18 protein-coding genes and 3 pseudogenes are annotated in these 22,378 nt (G+C 32.5%); 3 read left to right on the top strand and 18 right to left on the bottom strand.

Going from position 1 to position 22,378, the window contains the following annotated elements; all coding sequences use genetic code 11:
• Nucleotides 1-70: 70 nt before the first annotated feature.
• Both STRUR_RS00490 and yaaA read left to right on the top strand, forming a co-directional pair.
• Nucleotides 71-927, top strand: a pseudogene (locus tag STRUR_RS00490) (VOC family protein).
• Nucleotides 928-964: 37 nt separating this feature from the next.
• Nucleotides 965-1,702 (top strand): peroxide stress protein YaaA, encoded by a 738-nt coding sequence (gene yaaA, locus STRUR_RS00485; protein ID WP_006740489.1) that lies wholly within the window; start codon nt 965-967, stop codon nt 1,700-1,702.
• A gap of 129 nt (nt 1,703-1,831) precedes the next feature.
• Here the strand turns inward: yaaA and nrdG are convergent, their stop codons facing one another.
• The 17 genes and pseudogenes from nrdG to argR all read right to left on the bottom strand — a co-directional run bounded on the left by nrdG (nt 1,832) and on the right by argR (nt 19,550).
• Entirely contained in the window at nt 1,832-2,440 is a 609-nt protein-coding gene (gene nrdG, locus STRUR_RS00480; protein ID WP_006739155.1) for an anaerobic ribonucleoside-triphosphate reductase activating protein, read from the bottom strand.
• Nucleotides 2,441-2,457: 17 nt separating this feature from the next.
• Nucleotides 2,458-2,955: a GNAT family N-acetyltransferase gene (locus STRUR_RS00475; RefSeq protein WP_006738530.1), complete on the bottom strand. Its 498-nt coding sequence runs from the start codon at nt 2,953-2,955 to the stop codon at nt 2,458-2,460.
• 9 nt (nt 2,956-2,964) lie between these two features.
• Nucleotides 2,965-3,903 (bottom strand): annotated as a pseudogene (locus tag STRUR_RS11795) (Gfo/Idh/MocA family protein).
• An 8-nt stretch (nt 3,904-3,911) separates the two neighbouring features.
• Nucleotides 3,912-4,064, bottom strand: coding sequence for a hypothetical protein (locus STRUR_RS11655; protein WP_006739610.1), 153 nt, complete (start codon nt 4,062-4,064; stop codon nt 3,912-3,914).
• A gap of 84 nt (nt 4,065-4,148) precedes the next feature.
• Nucleotides 4,149-6,347, bottom strand: a complete 2,199-nt coding sequence (gene nrdD / locus STRUR_RS00460) for an anaerobic ribonucleoside-triphosphate reductase (protein WP_006739258.1) — start codon at nt 6,345-6,347, stop codon at nt 4,149-4,151.
• Between the two features lie 95 nt (nt 6,348-6,442).
• Nucleotides 6,443-8,002, bottom strand: a complete 1,560-nt coding sequence (locus STRUR_RS00455; protein WP_006739923.1) for a hypothetical protein — start codon at nt 8,000-8,002, stop codon at nt 6,443-6,445.
• 227 nt (nt 8,003-8,229) lie between these two features.
• A complete protein-coding gene (locus STRUR_RS00450; RefSeq protein ID WP_006739290.1) occupies nt 8,230-8,541 on the bottom strand; it encodes a DUF1292 domain-containing protein in 312 nt (103 codons plus the stop codon).
• A gap of 9 nt (nt 8,542-8,550) precedes the next feature.
• Nucleotides 8,551-8,970, bottom strand: a complete 420-nt coding sequence (gene ruvX, locus STRUR_RS00445; RefSeq protein ID WP_006740248.1) for a Holliday junction resolvase RuvX — start codon at nt 8,968-8,970, stop codon at nt 8,551-8,553.
• Nucleotides 8,967-9,236 (bottom strand): IreB family regulatory phosphoprotein, encoded by a 270-nt coding sequence (locus STRUR_RS00440; RefSeq protein ID WP_006738453.1) that lies wholly within the window; start codon nt 9,234-9,236, stop codon nt 8,967-8,969. The genes ruvX and STRUR_RS00440 overlap by 4 nt, the downstream gene beginning before the upstream one ends.
• A 124-nt stretch (nt 9,237-9,360) precedes the next feature.
• Entirely contained in the window at nt 9,361-9,759 is a 399-nt protein-coding gene (gene spx / locus STRUR_RS00435; protein WP_006739023.1) for a transcriptional regulator Spx, read from the bottom strand.
• A gap of 208 nt (nt 9,760-9,967) precedes the next feature.
• Nucleotides 9,968-11,110, bottom strand: a complete 1,143-nt coding sequence (gene recA / locus STRUR_RS00430; protein WP_006739035.1) for a recombinase RecA — start codon at nt 11,108-11,110, stop codon at nt 9,968-9,970.
• A 69-nt stretch (nt 11,111-11,179) separates the two neighbouring features.
• Nucleotides 11,180-12,439, bottom strand: a complete 1,260-nt coding sequence (locus STRUR_RS00425) for a competence/damage-inducible protein A (protein ID WP_006740047.1) — start codon at nt 12,437-12,439, stop codon at nt 11,180-11,182.
• A 96-nt stretch (nt 12,440-12,535) separates the two neighbouring features.
• Nucleotides 12,536-13,100: pseudogene (locus STRUR_RS00420) on the bottom strand (DNA-3-methyladenine glycosylase I).
• Between the two features lie 8 nt (nt 13,101-13,108).
• On the bottom strand, nt 13,109-13,702 hold the full coding sequence (gene ruvA, locus STRUR_RS00415) for a Holliday junction branch migration protein RuvA (protein WP_006739095.1): 594 nt from the start codon (nt 13,700-13,702) through the stop codon (nt 13,109-13,111).
• Nucleotides 13,703-14,170: 468 nt separating this feature from the next.
• Complete coding sequence (gene mutL, locus STRUR_RS00410) at nt 14,171-16,141, bottom strand: DNA mismatch repair endonuclease MutL (protein WP_006739521.1); 1,971 nt, start codon at nt 16,139-16,141, stop codon at nt 14,171-14,173.
• Between the two features lie 378 nt (nt 16,142-16,519).
• Nucleotides 16,520-19,075 (bottom strand): DNA mismatch repair protein MutS, encoded by a 2,556-nt coding sequence (gene mutS, locus STRUR_RS00405; protein WP_006740233.1) that lies wholly within the window; start codon nt 19,073-19,075, stop codon nt 16,520-16,522.
• 37 nt (nt 19,076-19,112) lie between these two features.
• Nucleotides 19,113-19,550 (bottom strand): arginine repressor, encoded by a 438-nt coding sequence (argR, locus tag STRUR_RS00400; RefSeq protein WP_006738465.1) that lies wholly within the window; start codon nt 19,548-19,550, stop codon nt 19,113-19,115.
• Nucleotides 19,551-19,750: 200 nt separating this feature from the next.
• On the opposite strand from argR, the gene argS reads away from it, so the two are divergent.
• A complete protein-coding gene (gene argS / locus STRUR_RS00395; RefSeq protein ID WP_006738815.1) occupies nt 19,751-21,442 on the top strand; it encodes an arginine--tRNA ligase in 1,692 nt (563 codons plus the stop codon).
• A 28-nt stretch (nt 21,443-21,470) separates the two neighbouring features.
• Here argS and STRUR_RS00390 read toward each other — a convergent pair whose 3' ends face one another.
• Complete coding sequence (locus STRUR_RS00390; protein WP_037595677.1) at nt 21,471-22,352, bottom strand: YitT family protein; 882 nt, start codon at nt 22,350-22,352, stop codon at nt 21,471-21,473.
• Between the last annotated feature and the right edge of the window lie 26 nt (nt 22,353-22,378).

The raw sequence follows: 22,378 nt of genomic DNA, 5'->3' as shown, positions 1-22,378 counted from the left end.
TATGAATTATATAGGTATAGCGCGTTATAATGAATTATCAATAATTAGTAATATTTAAAAGGAGTTCATGATGACATATCCTTATCAATCAGATATCCAAATTAACCAAGTCACTTTAAATGTTGAAAACCTAAAAGAAATGACAAGTTTTTACTCTGATATTTTTGGATTTTCTATCTTATCAGCAACAGATACAACCATGGATTTGACGACAAATGGAAAAGACAGCATCTTACAGTTAGTTGAAGTTAAAAAGGGTGATCACTTTAGTTATGGACTTTATCACACTGCTTTTTTAGTGCCAGACAAAGACAGTTTCGCTCAAGTTCTATATCATCTCGTTTATCAACATGCTGAACTAATTGGTGGAGCAGATCATGGCTATAGCCAAGCTATTTATCTCAATGATCCTGAAGGGAATGGTATCGAAATTTATCATGATAAAGATATGTCTGTTTGGGATATTCGTGAAGATGGTCGCATCATCGGAGTCACTGAAGAATTAGATGCTCAATCACTCATTGATAGTGTCTCATCAATTGAGGAACCTTATCAATTACCAAAAGGCACGAGAATTGGTCATGTCCACTTTAGTGTCAGAGATGCTATTGCCTCTAGTCAGCTCTATCAAAAAATCTTCCCAATCACCAATAAAATGACTGTCCCAACGGCTAGTTGGGTTGCTTCTGGTGAGTATCATCATCATTTTGCATTTAATCATTGGGCAGGTAAAGGTTTAAACAAACATAATGAAGGAATGCCAGGTCTTGCACTAGTCAGTTTAGAATATAAAGATGCTGTTATCTTTAAAGCAAGTGAAAAAAAGCTAGACTTTATGGACTTAACATTCTTGAAACTGGAGACAATTATTTTATAACCGAAGATTCTGACGGGATTAGATTTAAAAATAGCTACATAACAGAATAACTTGACAATAGTACTGTTTCTTTAATAGAATAAACCTATGATTACATTTCTAATACCGACCGCAAAAGAACTTTCTAATACACAGTCTATTGAAAAAACAACTCTACCTTTAGCGAAAAAAACAAAAGAACTCATCGATGAGATGAGTTCCTTTTCTGTGGATAAGCTACAAAAAGGATATAAGATAAAAGAGGAGGCTGCTAAAACCGAAAAACAGAGATGGGAACTTTTGGCTCAGAGACAAAATCAATCTTTTCCGGCACTATCACTCTTTAATGGACTAATGTATCGTCATATCAATAGAGATAACTTATCATCAATAGAGAGACAATTCCTCAATAAACATGTTTTTATCACTTCTTCACTTTATGGCATCATTCCAGCTTTATTTCCAATTGCACCACATCGACTAGATTTTCATAATGCTTTTAAAATACATGATAAACGGTTATCACAATTATGGCGAGAAGACTATGATCATTTTGCAGCACAACAAGATACCATTGTATCTCTTTTATCTTCAGAATTTGAATCTGTTTTCTCACCTAATATATCAGCAAAATTTATTAGAGTAAAGTTTTATGAAGAAAAAGAAGGACAACTAAAATCACACTCAACCATTTCTAAGAAAGGTCGTGGCGACCTCCTAACTCAAATCCTCACAAAACAAATTCAAACATTAGATGAACTCAGAGCTATTTCTTTTGAAGGTTACACTTATTCTGTTGAAAAATCGACACCAAAAGAGCTAATATATTTAAAAAAAGGGAATTAATCCCCTTTTTTCATATTTTATCCACAAGTTGTGGGTAAGTATGAGGATAAATAGAGGATAACTACATCATTTTATCACATAAGGACCAATTAAAAGCTTTAATTGGTCCTTATATTGTGGATAACTATTTTAAAGATGGTGAGAAACTTGCTCAAAATGTGTCTCTCCATCATTCAATTTATCCCAAATGATGACTTCTTTAGATGATAAAGATTTTTGAACATCTATTATACGTTGATTAGATGAACCTCTAAATTGAAGCATTAAATTCTTTTTTGTAATATCAAACCGACCATCAACCAATATATCAATTAAATGTAGCATCTCCAATTTATCATCAGTTTCATTCATTAATTCTTCCCAAGTATATCCAGTCCAAGACCAGATATCTTTAGTTGGTAATTCCTTTCGAACTCTTTTAATTAATGGGATTAAAATACCAGTATTCAAAAAAGGTTCACCACCTAGTAGGGTTAGACCTTGGACATAAGGTTGTGCTAAATCTTCCATGATCTGATTTTCTAGTTCTTGAGTATATGGAATTCCTGCTTTAAAGGACCAAGTCGCAGCATTGTAACATCCTTTACAGTGAAACATACAGCCCGAAACATATAATGAATTGCGTACTCCTTCGCCATCAACAAAATTAAATGCTTTATAATCTATAACACGTCCCTGACTAAGTTCTTGAGATTTCCATTCTTTTGCTTTAGGATTATTCCAATTCTCTTGTTTCATTTTCAACCTAACCTACTCTACTCAGTATCTATCCAGTATCGTTCCGTTTCCTCAATAGTACTGTCAAAAATACCATAATTACTTAGTATTACTGCCCTACTGGCAAGATTGTCAACATGACAAGTGACTAGTACTGGATTAATATTTTTTTGACTTGCTAATACCAACGCTTGTCTTAACATTTCCTTAGCATATCCTTTTTGACGTTCACTTGGTCTGACACTGTAACCAATATGACCACCTTTTTCATAAAGAAAATCATTCAATCTGAGTCTTAGATTTAAAAAGCCAATTGCTTTTTGATCCACAAAAGCAACTAATTGTATAGCTGGAACCCACCCGTCAGCTATATCAATACCGGCTTCACTTTTCATATTATTCTCTAACCAAGTCGTATAATCAAATTCATCAGAATTCCAAAAACCACCATCATGAGGACTTTCATGACTTTCAAACTCATGAATCATTTCTATAATAGCCATTTCATCATCAGCTGTTGGTCTTCTTAATTCCATAATTCTCCTTTATCGAGGTAGTTTTAATTCTAATTGTCCACATTGCCCTGTTGATTGATTAATTTGTTGACAGATCCAATGACTCATCAAACTTGACACTGGGTTCACAGGGTTGTCAACTTCACCTTCAATTGCAGCTATAAAGCTGTCAATAATCGTCTCAAAGCCTCTTTTATACAAGGTTGAATCCCAAGAACCAAATGACTTATGGATCGCTTTTGTATTTTCAAAAGCTGTAAGATTTTCCAAATTTTCAACTAAGAGGGTTTCTTTTGGTGTCTGAACTTCCATGATTTCACGTCTACTTCCCGAGGATAGATTCATCGATACATTGACAGTCTCATGACTAGTCTCTAACAAAACACTTACTCTGCTTAACAGACCATTTTCAGTTAACCTATAATTAAAGTAACCTTCTCTTAACTCTCCATCTATTAAAAATAAAGCGGTATCTAATGGATGAATAAAGAAATCAAATAGTTTAAATTATCGTTCTCCTGGTCTGTCAATATCATTTTTTTCAACATGTATTTGTTTTTTATTTGATAACGATTTTAATTCTAGAACCCTCGGTGCAAATCTTCTATTAAAACCAATCATTAAAAAAGTGTCATGTTTTTCTGCAATATCATAAAGTTTTTTTGTTGTGTCAAAAGATTCTGTAGCGGGTTTATCCATGTAGACAGGAATGCCTCTTGATAAAAAGCGTGACGCTAAATCAAAATGAACTTTGGTTGCTGCATGAATAAACACACCATCTAATTCTTGAGCTAATAATTGATCAATATCTTGATAAGTTTTTGCACTAGAAAATAATCCTTTAACTGTTTCACGAACAGTCTTATCTCTTGTCGAGATATGCCATTTGACATCAGGGAGTTGTCTCATATAGGGAAGATAAGCTTTTTCTGCTATTTTTCCTAAACCAATTAAACCAATTTGTAACATTCTTTAACTCACTTCTTTGATTTTGCTTTTGATTTTTGTAAAAATTGCTCTTTCAACAATTTTGCACGCTCTTTAGGTGTTGTTGAACTGCCTTTAGAGTGTTTTTCATGGAATCGATCCACTTGTTGCATACCTTTATAATCTAATTGATATTTTCCCATCTTATCATTCCTCTTTCTATGATTCATTAACTAATAGATATAGTTAACTTATCATATTTTATCATAATATTAGCTAATATAAACTTAGAGGCCTGGATATTTTATAGTTGATCCGTTCATATGTTTTACACGCGCAGAAATTTCTTTATGGCGACCATTAACCATTGGTCTTGCTTGAGGATTACCAAGATAACCACAAGTTCTTTTAACAACATCTACTGTTTTAGGATCACTGTTCCCACAATTTGGGCAAGTAAATCCTCTTTCAGTTGGTGTAAAATCTCCCTCAAATTGGCATTTATAACATTTATCAATTGGAGTATTCGTTCCTAAATAGCCAACTCTATCATAAGCATAATCCCAAACTGCTTCTAATGCTTTTGGATTTTGTTGTAAAACGGGGTATTCACAATAGTGTATAAAACCACCTGACGCGCCAGACTCAGGATATATACTTTCAAAATCTAACTTTTCAAAAGGTGTTGGATTTTTGCGAACATCGTAATGGAAAGAATTGGTATAGTATTCTTTATCTGTTATATCTTCCACAATTCCAAATTTCTCAGTATCTAGTCGGCAAAAACGATCTGTTAAACTTTCAGATGGTGTTGAATAAACTGAAAAATGATAGCCATATTCTTGTGACCATGATTCACATAAGTCTTTCATTTGTTTAACAATTTCAACTGTAAAATTCTTAGCGTCTTGGTTAGATTCCCATTGTCCACCATAAAAAACGGTTGCAACTTCATATAAACCTATATAACCTAATGAAACCGTAGCTCTTCTATTTTTGAAAAGTTCATCAACATTATCTATTTTAGCTAATCTTTTTCCAAATGCGCCATACTGATACAAGATAGGTGCGTTTGCCGGAGTTGCTTCTTTAACTCTTTCTACTCGATAGACTAAAGCATCTTTTCCAATTTGCATACGTTCTGAGAAAATAGTCCAGAATTTATCCATATCACCATTTGATTCCATAGCAATTCTTGGTAAATTAATCGTTACAACTCCGAGATTCATTCTTCCAGAATTAATTTCTTGACCATTTTCATCCTTCCAACCTTGTAAGAAAGAACGACATCCCATCGGTGCTTTAAATGAACCTGTTAAAGAGATTATTTTGTCGTAAGACAACATATCTGGATACATACGTTTAGTCGCACATTCAATTGCCAGTTGCTTGATATCATAGTTTGGTGAACCTGGTTCTAAATTTAATCCTCGTTTAACTGTAAAAATTAATTTTGGAAAAATAGCAGTCCGATGTTCACTCCCTAATCCTTTAATACGAATAGTCAATATTGATTTTTGGATTTCTCTCTCAAACCAGCTTGTTCCCAGTCCAAAACCTAGGGAAGTAAATGGGGTTTGTCCATTAGAAGTAAACAAAGTATTGATTTCATATTCAAGAGACTGCATTGCATCATAAATGTCTTTTTGTGTTTTTTCCCTTGCATATTGTTCTCTTAATTCTTCAGAGACCCATTTTTCTGCATCTTTTAGATGCTTCTGATAGTTCAACTCTGCATATGGTGCCAAGAATTCATCAATACGGTCTGCCGTACAACCACCATACTGACTAGAGGCAACATTAGCAATAATTTGAGAAATTTGTGCTGTCGCAGTTTGAATTGATTTTGGGCTTTCCACTTCGGCATTCCCTATTTTAAATCCATTTGCTAACATCCCTTTAAAATCAATCAAACAACAATTGGTCATCGGTGTATAAGGACTATAATCCAAATCATGATAATGTATATCTCCTTTTTGATGTGCATTAGCAACATGAGCAGGGAGCATTTTTAATCCAATTGATTTACCTACAATTCCAGCTGTTAAATCTCTTTGTGTATTAAAGACATCACTATCTTTATTAGCATTCTCATTAACAACCGTTTGATCTTTATTTAATAATTTATCAATAGAAAAATTAATATCAGTTGCTTGACTACGAGCAAAATCACGTTTAGTACGGTATTGAATATATTCATTAGCTATGGCATATTCATTTGCTGATAATAATTCATGTTCAACAATGTTTTGAATTTCATAAATTTTGATATCATCGTTAAATCGGTTTGCAATTTCTGATACAACTCGCTCAGAAATAGCTTTTAATTTTGTTTCTAACAGAGGAGACATCTTATCAACTTTTATACTAGCCTTCAACAGAGCACTGTAAATTTTATTAGTATCAAAATCAACTAATCTGCCGTCACGTTTAATGACTTTTATACTAGGCTGTAATTTTATATCTTCTTTTTCAAGTATCATCATAATTATCTCTCCTTACTCGACTATTATAACACCGATTTCAAAAAAATCAATATATTGTGTCAATAAATTTTCTAAAACACAATATATTGATTTTTTTATTTTTTAATATAGATTTCTAAGTGGTCTAACTGACTAAGTTTGACGGTTTTATAATGCTTTTTAATGTCTTTTTTTAGTGTAGATGACATTTCTAAGGATTTATTAACGACGATGTATTTTGCTGTATGTTGTAGCAATTCATCTTCTAAGAGTTTTAAATGAGATTTTTTTGACGTATAAACTAATGGTGATAAAAATTGTGAATCTCCTTTAAGACCTGTCTTGATATGAATAATTGAAGAATCATCCCAAGCATATAACGTTTCTGATGATTTAGCTTTACTCTGTAAATAGTTTGAAACGATTTTTCTTTCCTGGTTGACACTTTGGTGTTGGATTGTTTGAATAATCGGAAAAGCTAATGCCCCAATCATAATAATGATTGGTAAATAGAAATGACTTTTGAAAAATTGAACAGTAATTTTGTTTTGCTCACCACGCACTCTTAATCGTCTATGTGTTGATTTTCGTTTTGCAATATTAAATCTTTCATTTAAATAAATCGCAGTTAAAATTAAACCAAATGGTAGCACTGTCAATAAGTGATAGACATGATAATCTCGCGTAATCATCACAAGAACTGAATAAACAATGACTAGAATAAATAATAGCCATTTTATAGCATTATCTTTTGCTTCCCTTAAAATTGTTTTAAATGTCAAAATACCTGTTAACTGACCAGTTACCATTAACAGAGCTAGTTGATAAATCAGTGTCATTAAAAGATCTTCTTTACCATTTGCAAAATAGGTGAAGGGATAAACAATTGCTTGTGCAATATAAGGGAATAATAATTGAAGATTTAAAATAAAATAGCCAGCTGTGTAAAAAACAAGAATTGTTCCTAAAATAATACACAATATTTGATAAAATCCTCTTGCGAAGTGTTTTTCTTTTATATTAAAAATTGCAATAGCAATTAAAGACAATCCCCAATAAATAAGCGTCCTAGGTTCAATTAACATTGCAGCTGAACCAGCAAATCCATATAAGATAAAAGCTTCATCTTTAACAATACCAGCAAAATATTTCACTAAAAACCATAATGAAATCATTAAAAATGGTAATGAAAATTGAATTGGATACATTCCGCCAAAGCCTAATGTAAATTGAAAAAGATACAATAAAATGGTATAGACTAAAGCAAATTTCTGGTGCAATGTAAAATAATTAATAATCTTATAAAAATAAATACCTGAAATAAAAAAGGCTATAAATTGAATCAATATCAGAGATAGTGTATTTCCTAATAAGTAACTCAATCCAATCAATGCATAATAAAGAATTCCTCCTGTTGCGAATAAATCAGTATATGGCAATTGTCCTTTTGTTATCAATAATCCGATGGCTAACTGATTTGACTGAAAACTATTTGCAAAGTTTTGTAAACTTGGTAATGCCAAAGATATCAGGCTTATCACTATACTAAAAAACAATAAGTATATTTGATGTAAACGAGGCACTCTTGTTTCATATTTATTGGTGTGCGGCTTAGGTCCCTCTTGATATACAATTTTACTGTTATCCTGTAAGTGATTTTCAACAGTTGGATTCACTATTTTTCTCCTTGAATGATATTAATAACAGTATATCAGAATCTAAGATTTAGTCAATTTCTTCAAGAGATTAGCATATTGGTAAATAGATTTAAAATAATGATATTTGGTTTTATTATAGCTTTTAAAAAAATGTCTTTCCTCTTCTGTTAATTTCAAATGTTTATTAAGTCCTCCCACTTATATATTCGATTTTTAAATAAAAAAAAGGAGCACACGCACCTTTTTTATTCTTCATCCATAAAACTATTGAAGACTTCTTCAATCATATCCCATTCTTCATTTGAATCCTCTGGAATTGGTTGTAAATCACCTTCTGTTCCATCTTCATTCTCAGTAAATGAATAAGCTTGAATTTCGATTTCACCTGCTTCGTCAGCTTCAGCACCAGTTGGCACTAACAAAACATAGTTTTTCCCAAATTCTTCTTTACCGTCAATGGTTAAAAGAATTTCAAATAATGTTTCATTTCCGTTTTCGTCAACAAGAGTAATTAATTCTGGTTCATGGTTATGTTCATGGTCGTGATTATGTGCCATTATATCTCCTTAATACATACGATCTAAATAATTTTGTAAAATTAGCTGCGCTGCCAACTTATCAATGACTTTTTTGCGTTTTCCTCTACTAACATCAGCTTGTTCTATTAACATTCTTTCCGCTTGAACTGTTGTTAGACGTTCGTCTTGGTATTCCACTGGTATATCGAATAATTCTTTTATTTTTTTACCATAGGCTTGACTAGCTTCTACTCTTGGACCACTAGTATTATTCATGTTTTTAGGTAAACCAACAACAAACTTTTCAACTTTATAGGCACCAACGAGCTCAGAAAGACGATCAAATCCAAAATCTCCGACTTCTTCATTGATTTTTATGATTTCAAGTCCTTGTGCAGTGAAGCCTAAGGGATCACTAATAGCCACTCCGACTGTCTTTGAGCCAACGTCCAATCCCATTATTCTCATTTAAGATCTATTCCATTTCCTTGTAAATAATAACGAACAAGCTCTTCTACAATTTCATCACGCTCATATTTACGAATTTGATTACGAGCATCATTATAACGAGGAACATAAGCAGGATCTCCACTTAAAACATATCCTACGATTTGATTAATTGGATTGTAGCCTTTTTCATCAAGAGAGTGGTAAACAGCTGTAAGTGTTTCACTGATTTCTTTTTTATTACTATCGTCCAAGTTAAAGCGGACTGTTTCATCTGTAAATCCCATACTTACACCTACTTTCTTTATATTAATAGTTACGACTTATTATAGCTTATTTTTTAATAATAAACAAGAATTCTAGTATTTCTCTCTAAAATAAAAAGAGACCAACTGGACTCTTTTTACTATTTTATAAAGCTGCTCTTAGACGAGCTTCGGCGTTCTCTACATTTCTAATTGAACGAGGCAAGAATGCTCGAATATCATCTTCTTTATAACCGACTTGTAATCGCTTGTCATCAATTAATATCGGACTTTTCAAAATACGTGGATTATCTTGAATTAAATCAATAACCTCGCTGACACTAAGCTCATCAATATCACAATTTAATGCTTTTGCATAACGATTTTTTGATGAAACAATACTTTCTACGCCACTTTCCGTTTTAGATAAAATAGCTAAAATTTCTTCTTTTGTTAATGGTTCTTTTCCTAAATTCTGTTCTTTATATGGTAGCTGATGGGAATTAAGCCATGTTTTAGCTTTTTTACAGCTAGTACAACTTGAGATAGTATAAATCTTAATCATGTTGTTTCTCACTTTCTATTTCGTGATACATACATTATAGCACAGGCAATTTTTTAGAACATAGGTCTTTAGACCTATTTTTTAGGTAATATTTATTTTTATACACTCTATTTTAAAATAAAATCTAAAAAATACCTAAAAATAAGTCTTTATTTTTTATAAATCTCATTTTTATATGAATAAAAAAACAACCTTTAGGTTGTTTTTATTAATCTTCTAATTCAATAGCATCATCAAGATCTAAAGTTAATTCAGACTCATTATTTTCTTCTACTGTTTTTGTTTCATTTTTTTCAATTTGATCATCTTCAATTAATCCATAATGAACGCGAACTTTATGATCAATTTCATCAAATATGTCTTGATTATCTGCTAGGAAACGTTTAGCATTTTCTGAACCTTGTCCAATTTTGTTACCATTGTAAGAATACCAAGCACCTGCTTTTTGAATAATATCCAAATCAGTTGCTATTTTTACTAACTCACCTGTACGAGAAATACCTTCTCCATACATAATTTCAACGAAAGCTTCTTTAAATGGTGGAGCAACTTTATTTTTAACAACTTTAATTTTGGTTTCTTTGCCAACATTTTGATCACGTTGATCACCAGTACCTTTTATTTGCGTATTACCACGAACATCCAAACGTACTGAAGCATAGAATTTTAATGCACGTCCACCAGGAGTTGTCTCAGGATTACCAAACATAATACCAACTTTTTCACGCAATTGGTTAATAAAGATTGCAACTGTTTTCGTTTTATTAATTGATGCTGATAATTTGCGCATAGCTTGACTCATCATTCTGGCTTGTAAACCAACATGACTATCACCAATATCACCATCGATTTCTGCACGAGGTACTAAGGCAGCAACTGAATCAATAACAACTAAATCAACTGCACCAGAGTCAATTAATTTGCCAGCAATCTCAAGTCCTTGTTCTCCTGAATCAGGTTGTGAAAGTAACAAATCATCAATATTAACCCCAAGTGCTGCTGCATAAGCTGGATCAAGTGCGTGTTCAGCATCAATAAAAGCAGCAATTCCGCCGTCTTTTTGAGCTTGCGCAACCGCATGTAAAGCTACTGTGGTTTTACCTGAACTCTCAGGACCATATATTTCGATAATACGTCCTTTTGGATAACCACCCGCACCCAAAGCAATATCAAGTGCCAAACTTCCAGAACTCATTACTTGAACTTTTTGTTCTGCTCGTTCACCAAGACGCATAACTGCACCTTTTCCAAAATCTTTTTCAATATTTTTTAAGGCATCATCCAATGCTTTACGACGTTCGTCACCAAATTTTTTGCTAATTTCTTCAGTCTTTTTAACTTTTTTTGCCAATTATGTCTCCTTCGTTAACATCTTTCAATGTCAAACTTCATTTCTAACGTCCTCTAATTATAGCAAATTTTAAAGATTTAATAAAGTTTTTCGGACTAGATTAAATGCGTTTAAACAAGCTATATAGCGTATGTCTGAGCGTGTTCTATTTCCAACATTTACTTTATAAGATACAGTCTTTTCTTTTGTCGCAATGCCAATAAAAACAGTTCCTGCTTTATGACCTTCTAATGATTCTGGCCCAGCCACACCAGTTAAACTAACACCAATATCCGTTTTTGTTAATAACCTTGCTTGACTTGCCATTTTTTCAGCTGTATAGGCACTTACAACACCATGTTTTTCTAACTCTTTTTTATTAATAGAAAGCATTTTTGATTTTTCTTTTAAACTATAAGTGATAAACCCACCAAAAAATAGTTTAGATACCCCTGGGAAATCGGCTAATGTTGACTGAAATAGTCCTGCTGTCAAACTTTCTGCAACTGAAATAGTGGTATGAGATTCTTTTAAAAGATTAAAGACAACTTCAGGTAAAGAATTATTTTCACCGTAACCATAAAAGAAATCAGATAGATACTTATTGTCTAGTGTTTTAGTAGCTAATAGTTTACCTTCTAATGCCTCAAGCTTTTTAGTAGCTTCAACTTGATTAATTGCTTTAGTAGACATCCGTAAAGTGACTTCACCAATCTTTGCATAGGGTGCTAATGTTGGATCTGTTTGATTTTCAATAAAGTCAGATAAAATTGTAGCTAATTGACTTTCACCAATACCGAAGAATCGTAAGACTCTAGAATAGAGTTTAGTATTTGATTTTGATAAATGAGGAATCAATTGTTCATTAACCATTGGTTTTAATTCACTAGGGGGTCCAGGCAATACAACATATTGTCTATCTGATGATGTAATTATGCCACCGACAGCTAGTCCTGTACGATTTTGAAGAGGAATTGACCCTTCTATTAATTGAGCTTGTCTTTCATTGTTAGGTGTTCTGCTAAACTGATCTCTACTAGCGAAAAATGCATCCAATTTTTGATTAGCTTCTTCATCAAAAACTAATTGTTTATTTAAGTATTTAGCTAGTGTTTGTTTTGTCAAGTCATCTTCTGTTGGGCCTAAGCCACCACATAGTATAATGAGGTCACTCCTTTTGCTCGCTAGTTCAATAACCGACAGTAATCTTGTCTCATTGTCACCAACAACAGTTTGAAAATAAATATCAATACCTAGTTCAGCCATCTTTTCTGATAAAAACTGAGCATTTGTATTTACAATTTGTCCTGTTAAAATCTCTGTACCAACTGCAATAATTTCTGCTTTCATAACACACCCACTTATCTATTCGAAATGTAATTACATTTTATCATTAAAAAATATAATTGACCTAATTTTCAATTGTTTTACCTAAAAAGAAGAAGGTTAAATAACCTTCTTTTTAAAATCACATTGATCCTCATGATCATCTATGAATCCTGAGGCTTCTAAAAAGGAATAAATTGTTGTAGGACCCAAAAACTTAAAACCTCTTTTTTTTTAAATCTTTAGAAAGACTTTGTGACAATAAATTTTGTGATAATACCTGTTGACTATCATTTACAGAATGAACAATTACTTTTTTACCAACAAAATGCCAAATATAGTCAAAAAAGCTACCAAATTCTGATTGTATTTTTAAAATCATATTTGCATTATTGACAGTAGTTTCCAATTTTAAACGGTGTCTAATAATGTCAGGGTTTTTAAGTGCATTGGTCATCTCTTCATCCGTAAATAAAGCAACTTGATCAATCTGATAATGGTAGAAGACAGATTTAAAAGCTTCACGCTTTTTTAAGACCGTCCACCAAGATAAGCCTGACTGATAACTTTCTAGACATAACAATTCAAATAATTTATTATCATCTTTCACCAATTTTCCCCATTCATTATCATGATAATCACAATATAAGGTGTTATTTTTTGGTACCCAACTACAACGTTTCATGTGAAACATTAACCTTTCATAAGCATTTTTAGTGCAGACTTAATATAATTTTCCGCAGTATCATCTGTTCCATCAAAGAAATTCCTAATTTTCTTTAATTCACTTGCTTTATAACCTAATACTAACAGTGCTTCCATTGCTTCTTCTAACTGTTCATTAACATCAGATTTAGTTTGACCAGCATTTTTAACTTTTGTCTCTTCTTCAATAAATTTTCCAGCTAAATCAAGTACCATCTGTTGAGCCGTCTTTTTACCAATCTTAGGAAATTTAGTCAGATACTTAATATCACTCTGATCAATAGCATTTACTAGACCTTCATTATCATCAACTGCAATTATGGCTAAAGCAGTCGTTGGACCAATTCCTGAAACAGATATTAGTTTCAAAAAAACATTTTTTTCGTTTTCAGTGTGAAAACCAAAAAGCAATTGTGCGTCCTCTCTAACCACATGGTGTAAATACACCTGTAAAGATTGATTTACACTATCTGTAAAGCTATAAGGATTTGCTACATTTATCATATAGCCTATTCCTGATGTTTCAACAACTATATATTTAGCAGTAATTTTTGTTAACGTTCCTTTAATATACTCGTACATTACCTTTTTCTCTTTCATTTTAGTAGCTAAGGTTTTAGTGTAAAATAAATACCTAAAAACTATAGCAAATAACTTAATTAGGCACCAATTTGTCTAGTAAAATGGCTGATAAATACCATTTCACCAGTAATTATCACTTCAAGTCGTTATGACATGGAAACCATATTTTTGTATAATTCAATTTTATTTGGAACCTTCATTTCTTCTTTCATTTCTTGACTAGATGGGACGTTTATCACTTCTCAAATTGTAACTATTATAACAGAAATCACTATAACACTAAATTGACTAACTATTATCACAAAAAATATTCCAGTTATAAAAATGACTTAACTTACGACCAGTTGAGTTAATTGTTTTAAGAATTTATGAACCCATTGAAAATAAAAAATACTACTTTCTAAAATTGATGTTAGAAATCTTTCCAATTGCCTTAACTGAATTTGTTTAGCTGCTTCGTATGTCTCACTAATATTTGCCCAAATCTCTAAGACTTGTATGATTCTCTTGAATACGCCTAAACATCTTTTCCATATCTGAAGTTGAAAAATTGATCAATACTGGTCTACCATGTGGACAATTGTAAGGATTATCACATTGAGAAAGTTGGATTAATAATTGCCTAGCAGAGTAGTCATCTAGATGATGATTAGCTTTAATTGACCTTTTACAACTCATCATAATGGCAAGTTCAGCACGGTACTTTTTGATTGATACTTGATTTGTTAGTAATAACATATCACACATCTCATAAATAGCAGTTTCAATTTCAATTTCATTTTCTTTCATCCATATAGGATGTTCTCTCAAAATAAAGGTATTCTGACCATAAGGTTCTAAAAAAACACCTACTGCATTGAGATTTGCCATCTTTTCTTGAAGCGTTAAAAAGTCGGAGGTAGAAAACTCAAAGAGATAAGGAACTAAAAGTTGTTGTAAACTACTATCAACATCACCTATCTTTTCTCTATAATATTCATATTTCACACGTTCTTGAGCCGCATGTTGATCAATAATATATAGCCCATTTTTCCCTTGTGCAAAAAGGTAAGTCCCATGCATCTGACCAAAGTAATCCAACTCAGGAAAGCTCGATTTTTCTTCATTTTCTAAAGATGCAATCATTTTGTCTATTTTTCGATTATTTGAAAAATCTAAATCACTATGTTGAGGATTTTCCTGAGAATATTGCTGATGTCTCTCAGCAATTTTAATTGACGACTCTGTCAACTTGTTATCAACTACGTTTACGTAATTGTCAACTTCTGTATTAGAAGCTATATAATTTGCTTTAGTTTCATGAACTTCTGTTAACTCTCTTTTACTAGTATCTTCCTCATAATTATGAGTTCCACCATCTCCTGTAGGGAGATAAAAGCTGGTTTGCTCACTTTTATTTTTAATTCTGGTACTTGATTTTGCAAGATTTTCCAGAGCATCTGGAATTAATGCTTGTTCCCTGAGACTATTTTGAATAGCTTGGCTAATTAATGCCATTAACTCGCGCTCTTTAGAAATTCTTACTTCTTGCTTTGTTGGATGAACATTGACATCTGCTAAGTAGGGATCAATATCAATATTTATTACGGCAATTGGAAAACGACCAACCATTAATTTTGATCCATAGCCATCTAGAATAGCACGATTCAACAAAAAGTTTTTGATATATCTACCATTAATTAACAAGGTAATATAATTTCGATTTGCTCTGGTTAATTCAGGTAAACTGATGTATCCAGAAATTTCAAGATCGAGATCTGAAGCTGAAATTTCAATCATTTTACGAGCAGTGTTTAAACCATAAATACCAGAAATAGCTTGACGCAAATTACCCGTGCCACTAGTCCTTGTAAGTTCTCTTCCATCATTGATTAGTCTAAAAGCAATTTCTGGATGTGCTAAGCTTTGACGATTGATTACATCAACAATATGAGATAGCTCAGCCTGTAAACTTTTCATATATTTTAGTCTTGCAGGGGTATTATAAAAGAGATTTTCGACACTAATCTTTGTCCCAACTGGAGTAGATGTCACTTCTTGTAATGTAATTTCCCCACCTTTGGCTTTTAACAAGGTTCCAGACTTTGAATCTCTAGTGGCCGTTTTTATTGTTATTTCACTAATTGAAGCTACTGAAGGCAGTGCTTCTCCACGGAATCCCAATGTTCGAATTCTAAAGAGATCCGCTTGATTCTTTATTTTACTTGTAGCATGACGTCTCAAACTAAGCGCAACATCTTCTGGACTCATACCTTCACCATTATCAGTAATAATAATAGATTTAAGTCCAGATTCTTCAATCTCTATTGTAATTTGTGTACTAGCTGCATCAATAGCATTCTCAACTAATTCTTTTACAACACTAGAAGGCCTTTCAACTACTTCTCCGGCAGCAATTTGGTTTGCTAGTACTTCTGGGAGTTCAATAATTTTTGCCATTGTTATTTGATTCCTCTTCTAAATGAATTATTCTTTAAAAATCCTACTCCGATTTTAACTTTATTTAAAACTCATCCCTTACCATTTTTAGTTTGCTTTACTATTGGTTATTGTAACATTTTTTTGTCATATCTTTAACACTATGAATTTTTTATTCTCTTTATCACTAAATATGATATGATTCAGGTAAATAATATATTTTAAAAGGAGGTCCAACAATTATGGCTGCATTAATAATCATTTTAATAACAGTCGTTTTTGCATATGGCTATAATGCCCTTTACAGATATTGAGATTATAACCTTAAAAAAACGAAAGAAAAGAAAAAAATCAAAATAAAAATATAATAATAAAAAGTACCAAAAAAGGAACTTTTTATTATTTCAATTTATCTTTCATTTCAAAGATAAGATTCATCGCTTGGAGTGGTGTTAAATTCATAACATCTACTTCTTTCAACAGACTGATGACTTCTTGATTATCATCTTCATTTGTTATAAATAATGATAGTTGTTCATTTACAAATTGACTTTCAGATTCATCATGATTATCAGAAATCTTTTGATTTTTTGATTGTGTTTCATAATGATTTAAGACTTTATTTGCTCGATTTAACAGATCATCAGGTAAACCAGCAATCTTTGCAACATGGATACCATAAGATTTATCCGCTGGACCTTCTGCAATTTTATGTAAGAAGGTTACTTCGCCATTATTTTCAATAGTAGATACATGAACATTGACTAAATGTGGCAATTCTTTTTCAAGAGCAGTTAATTCATGATAATGAGTCGCAAATAAAGTTTTTGCCCCAACATAATGATGAATATGTTCAATGATTGCTTGTGCTAAAGACATCCCATCATAAGTCGCTGTCCCGCGTCCTAATTCATCAAATAGTATCAAAGATTGCTTAGTAGATCTTCTAATTGCTTGATTTGCTTCCATCATTTCAACCATAAAAGTTGATTGTCCTGAAATCAAATCGTCAGCAGCTCCGATACGTGTAAATATGGCATCAAAAATGGGGAGGTTTGCTTCAGTTGCAGCGACATATGAGCCCATTTGAGCCATGACTACTGTAAGAGCAAGTTGACGCATATAAGTTGACTTCCCACTCATATTAGGACCTGTTATCAATTGAATATTCGTCTCTCTATCAAAACAAATATCATTAGGAATATATTCCTGAGTTCCCATTACTTTTTCGACAACTGGGTGTTTTCCATCTATAATAGAAATTTCTTGTTTATCATTAAATTGTGGTTTTGTTAAATGATTTTTCTCTGCAACAACTGCCAAACTCTGTAGAACATCTACTGATGCAATTGTTTTTGCTAAATGTTGTAGTTTTATGATGAACTTTTCAACTTGAGATCTAACACTCATAAAGATGGTGTATTCAAGATTAGCTGACTCTTCACGCGCTTCTAACATTTGCCCTTCAATTTTTGCCAACTCAGCCGTTCCATACCGTTCGGAATTTTTCAAGGTTGCTTTTCTAAAAAAATAATCTGGCACTAAATCAATATGTGAATTTGTAACATGGAAATAATAACCATCTTTTTTATTATAATCTATCTTTAAATTAGAAATACCACTTGATTGTCGTTCTTTTGTTTCAATTTCAGCAATCCACCTTGTTCCTTCTTTCAAAACTTGACGATAGCTGTCAAGTTTGTCATCAAAACCAGTTCTAATAATATTTCCTTCTTGTATTGTTGCAGGTGCTTGAGGGTCTATAGATTGGTTAATCAGTCCTTCTAATTCTGGAAGCGCGTCAATTTGGTTGACAAGCTTGTCAATGTAGAGGTTATCAAATGTAGCTAATATTGATTTTATAAGTGGTATTTGTGATAAAGTATTGCCTAATTGAATAAGGTCTTTAGGATTTGCTTTTCCAAAAGAAACCCTACTAGCAAGTCTTTCTATATCGTAAACACCTTTTAGACTTTCTGTTAAATCACTCCGTTCCATAAACTGCTCTAGAAAAGCAGTGATGATTTCTTGTCTCTCAACAATTTTTTCAGGTGTTACAAGCGGTCTATCAATCCAAGTTCTTAATAAACGTAGACCCATTGCTGTTTTGGTTTCATCTAAATACCAATAAAGACTACCATGTTTTTTACCTGTCCTACTATTTTCAAGTAAGTCTAGACTTGATTTTGTCGTGTAGGACATTTGTAAGTAATCCTTTACTTCATAATGTTGAACAGCTTGTAAATGGCTAAGTTCTCTTTTTTGCGTCTTAAAAACATACTGCAATAACTTACCTGTAATCGTCTTTTCAACTATAGATAAGTCATTAGGAATCAGTTTTTGATCTTCATAAATGTCACTTTCATAAGACAACAACAAATTCATCTGGTTTGACAAGATTGCTTCTTCTTCCGGTAGCAACTCATATCCAACCAGAACTTCTCTTGCTTTTAAATTTAAAATTTCACTCGTTACAGTAGTAAAGTCCGATGGGACTGTTGTGAAAAATTCACCCGTTGATAAGTCCATATAAGCTAATCCAAAATTAGTATCTATCTTATCGATTGCTACTAAAAAGTTATTGGCTTGATCTGGTTTACTAGAATCAACAACTGTTCCAGGTGTGATAACTTGAACGACTTCTCTTTTTACGACTCCTACAGCTTTTTTAGGATCTTCCATCTGCTCTGCGATAGCAACTTTATAGCCTAGTTCGATTAATACATCAATATACTGTTGAGCTGAATGGTAAGGTACACCTGCCATGGGAATTGGATTTTCAGCATTTTTGTTACGACTTGTTAAGCTAATTTCTAAAATTTGTGCTGCTTTTACCGCATCTTCATAGAAAAGTTCATAAAAGTCTCCCATTCTAAAAAGTAAAAAAGCATCTGGATAATCTTTTTTAATATCCAGATACTGTTGCATTCCGGGAGAAATCTTATCTTTTGTCATAGATTAATTCCTCATTTTCTTCGTTTTCATTTTAAAATTAATATGTCACAGTTAAATCTTGTTCAAAGGTTTTTGCAGTATCTTCATCTTGACAAATAACCAATAGGGTATCTGCTCCAGCTACTGTTCCTAGTACTTCAGGTATGTTATCTGCGTCTATGTAGTTTGCAAGTACATCAGCTTCTCCGAGATTGGTATGCAAAACAAGCATAAAACCAGCTCGTGAAACTTTTAAAATAAATGAGCGCACAAAAGGACTGAACTTTGTATTTTCCATCTGTGGAAGGCTATAATATAACTTACCTTCTTTATCTCTTAATTTTAAAAGTCCAATTTCTCTTAAATCTCTAGAAAGGGTCGCTTGTGTCACAGTGATTCCTTCTTCTTGTAAATACTGTTTAATTTCTTCCTGTGTACCAACATGACCTAATTGAATAATGTCTTTAATACGATTTTGACGCAAAATTTTATTCACTACAGTAAACCTCTTTGGTATAAATATCAGTGATATTATATCAAAAAACTAAAAATATATCACACTTTTAAAGTATTAGTCATTATTTCGTATAAAAATTCGTTAATTGAACAGAAAAAACAGTGGCTTTATGGTATAATATAGACGTTAAAATCAAGTCATTGGTTTTCTTTTAATTAATGACATTAAAGGAGCTATAAATGGATAATAAATTATTAGTTGCTCAGGAACTCCATCATGCAGTCCCTGAATTGGAAGTTGACACTATTGTAAACCTTTTGGAACAACCTAAAAAATCAGATATGGGAGATATCGCTTTTCCTACATTTAGTCTTGCCAAAATTCTTCGAAAAGCTCCACAAGCAATTGCAAGTGACATTGTTGCAAAAGTTGATCAAAAACCATTTGAAAAAGTAGTAGCTGTAGGTCCTTATATTAACTTTTTCTTAGATAAATCAGTAATATCTGCACAGGTTCTGAACCAAGTCATTACAGATGGTTCAGAATTTGGTCAACAAAATGAAGGGCAAGGTCGCAATGTTGCCTTTGATATGTCTAGTCCCAATATCGCAAAACCATTTTCTATTGGACATCTACGATCAACAGTTATTGGAGATAGTTTAGCAAAAATCTTTGAAAAATTAGGATATCAATCTGTTAAAATTAATCACTTGGGTGATTGGGGAAAACAATTTGGTATGCTCATTGTTGCTTACAAAAAATGGGGAGATGAAGAAGCTGTTCGTGCTCATCCTATTGATGAACTATTAAAACTCTACGTTCGTATTAATGCCGATGCAGAAAACGATCCTAGCATTGACGATCAAGCACGTGAATGGTTCCGTAAATTAGAAGCTAATGATCCAGAAGCAACTGAATTATGGCAATGGTTCCGTGATGAGAGTCTTGTCGAGTTTAACCGTCTTTACAATGAGTTAAATGTAACTTTTGACAGCTATAACGGGGAAGCTTTTTACAATGATAAAATGGACGAAGTTATTGAACTACTCGAAAGTAAAAATCTTCTTCAAGAATCAAAAGGTGCACAAGTTGTTAATCTTGAAAAGTATGGTATCGAACACCCTGCATTAATCAAAAAATCTGATGGTGCAACCCTTTATATTACTCGTGACCTTGCTGCAGCTTTATATCGTAAACGCACATACGATTTTGCTAAAGCACTATATGTTGTTGGAAATGAACAAGCTGCCCACTTTAAACAATTAAAAGCTGTCCTTAAAGAAATGGGTTATGATTGGTCTGATCAAATGACACATGTGACATTTGGATTAGTCACTAAAGGTGGTAAAAAACTTTCTACTCGTAAAGGGAATGTTATCCTTCTTGAACCAACGATTGCAGAAGCAGTTAATCGTGCAGCAAATCAAATTGAAGCAAAAAATCCAGATCTTGCAGGTAAAGAAGCAGTTGCACATGCTGTAGGTGTTGGTGCTATTAAGTTTTATGATTTAAAAACAGATCGCAGAAATGGCTATGACTTTGATTTAGAAGCAATGGTTTCATTTGAAGGAGAAACTGGCCCTTACGTTCAATACGCTCATGCTCGTATTCAATCAATCTTACGAAAAGCTCAATTTTCACCAGTGACAACTGCTAACTACGCTTTAAGTGATGTTGAAAGTTGGGAAATTATCAAATTAATACAATCATTCCCAGCAGTTATCAAACGTGCAGCTGATAACTTTGAACCTTCAATCATGGCTAAATTTGCAATCAACTTAGCACAAACATTCAACAAATTCTATGCACATACTCGTATTATAGAAGACAATGACGGTCGTGATAGTCGTCTCGCTTTATGCTATGCAACTGGTACTGTTTTAAAAGAAGCTCTTCGCTTATTAGGTGTTGAAGCACCAAACGAAATGTAAAAAAAGACCATCATATGATGGTCTTTTTTTATAATGGTTTATCATAATTTTTTCGTCTAATCTTAAAATCAGAACTGACAACTTCATCTACATCCAGAATAGAGATAAAGGCGTCTGGATCAATTTCTGACAAGATATGTTTTACATCTCTTACTTCACTAGGATTTAAGGTGACGTACATCACATTATACTCAGATCCAGAATAGGCACCTTGTCCTTTTAAAAAGGTAACACCTCGATTAATATTAGTCAAAATAGCTTTAGCAGCTTTTTCAGAATGACGAGTAATGATGAGCATTCCTCTAATATGATAGCCACCATTTTGAACAACCGTCACGATTTGACTAAATACAAAACTGGCAATAAGCGTATAGAGCATAAATTTTAAATCAATATAAGATAGAGAAGCAGTTAAAACTAAAGCATCAATTAACAATAAGGTCTGTCCAAGTTTTACTCCAAGTCGTTCTTCAGCAATACGTGCAACAATATCAGATCCTCCTGTTGTAGCACCGTACCTAAAAACAATACCACTACCCACTCCTGAAAAAATACCTGCGGTGACAGCAACTAACATCATATCATCTTGTAAACCAAGATAAAATGGTACTTTCTGCCAGATCCAAATAAAAACTGACATTAAAACCGTCCCATAAATAGTAAGTGCTAGAGATCGTTTACCAAGAATTTTGGCTCCTAAAAGAAATAGAGGAATATTTAAAAATAATGATGAGTAAGCTGGATTTATTCCAAAAATAGCGTGCAAAATAAGTGTAATACCTGAAGCACCACCTTCTGCTAGGTGATTGGCCATATTAAAATTAACAAATCCAAATGTATAAATGGCTACACCAAACGCAATTAAAATGAGCTCTTTTACCTCTGTTAATTTTTCATTATGCACTAACATACCTCTTTCTATTTTCAAAAATCCTA

Origin of the sequence: Streptococcus urinalis 2285-97 (assembly GCF_000188055.2) — a bacterium.
Taxonomy (GTDB): Bacteria; Bacillota; Bacilli; order Lactobacillales; family Streptococcaceae; genus Streptococcus; species Streptococcus urinalis.
The sequence above is the reverse complement of the archived record's forward strand: the minus strand, read 5'-3'. Positions and strand labels throughout refer to the sequence as shown.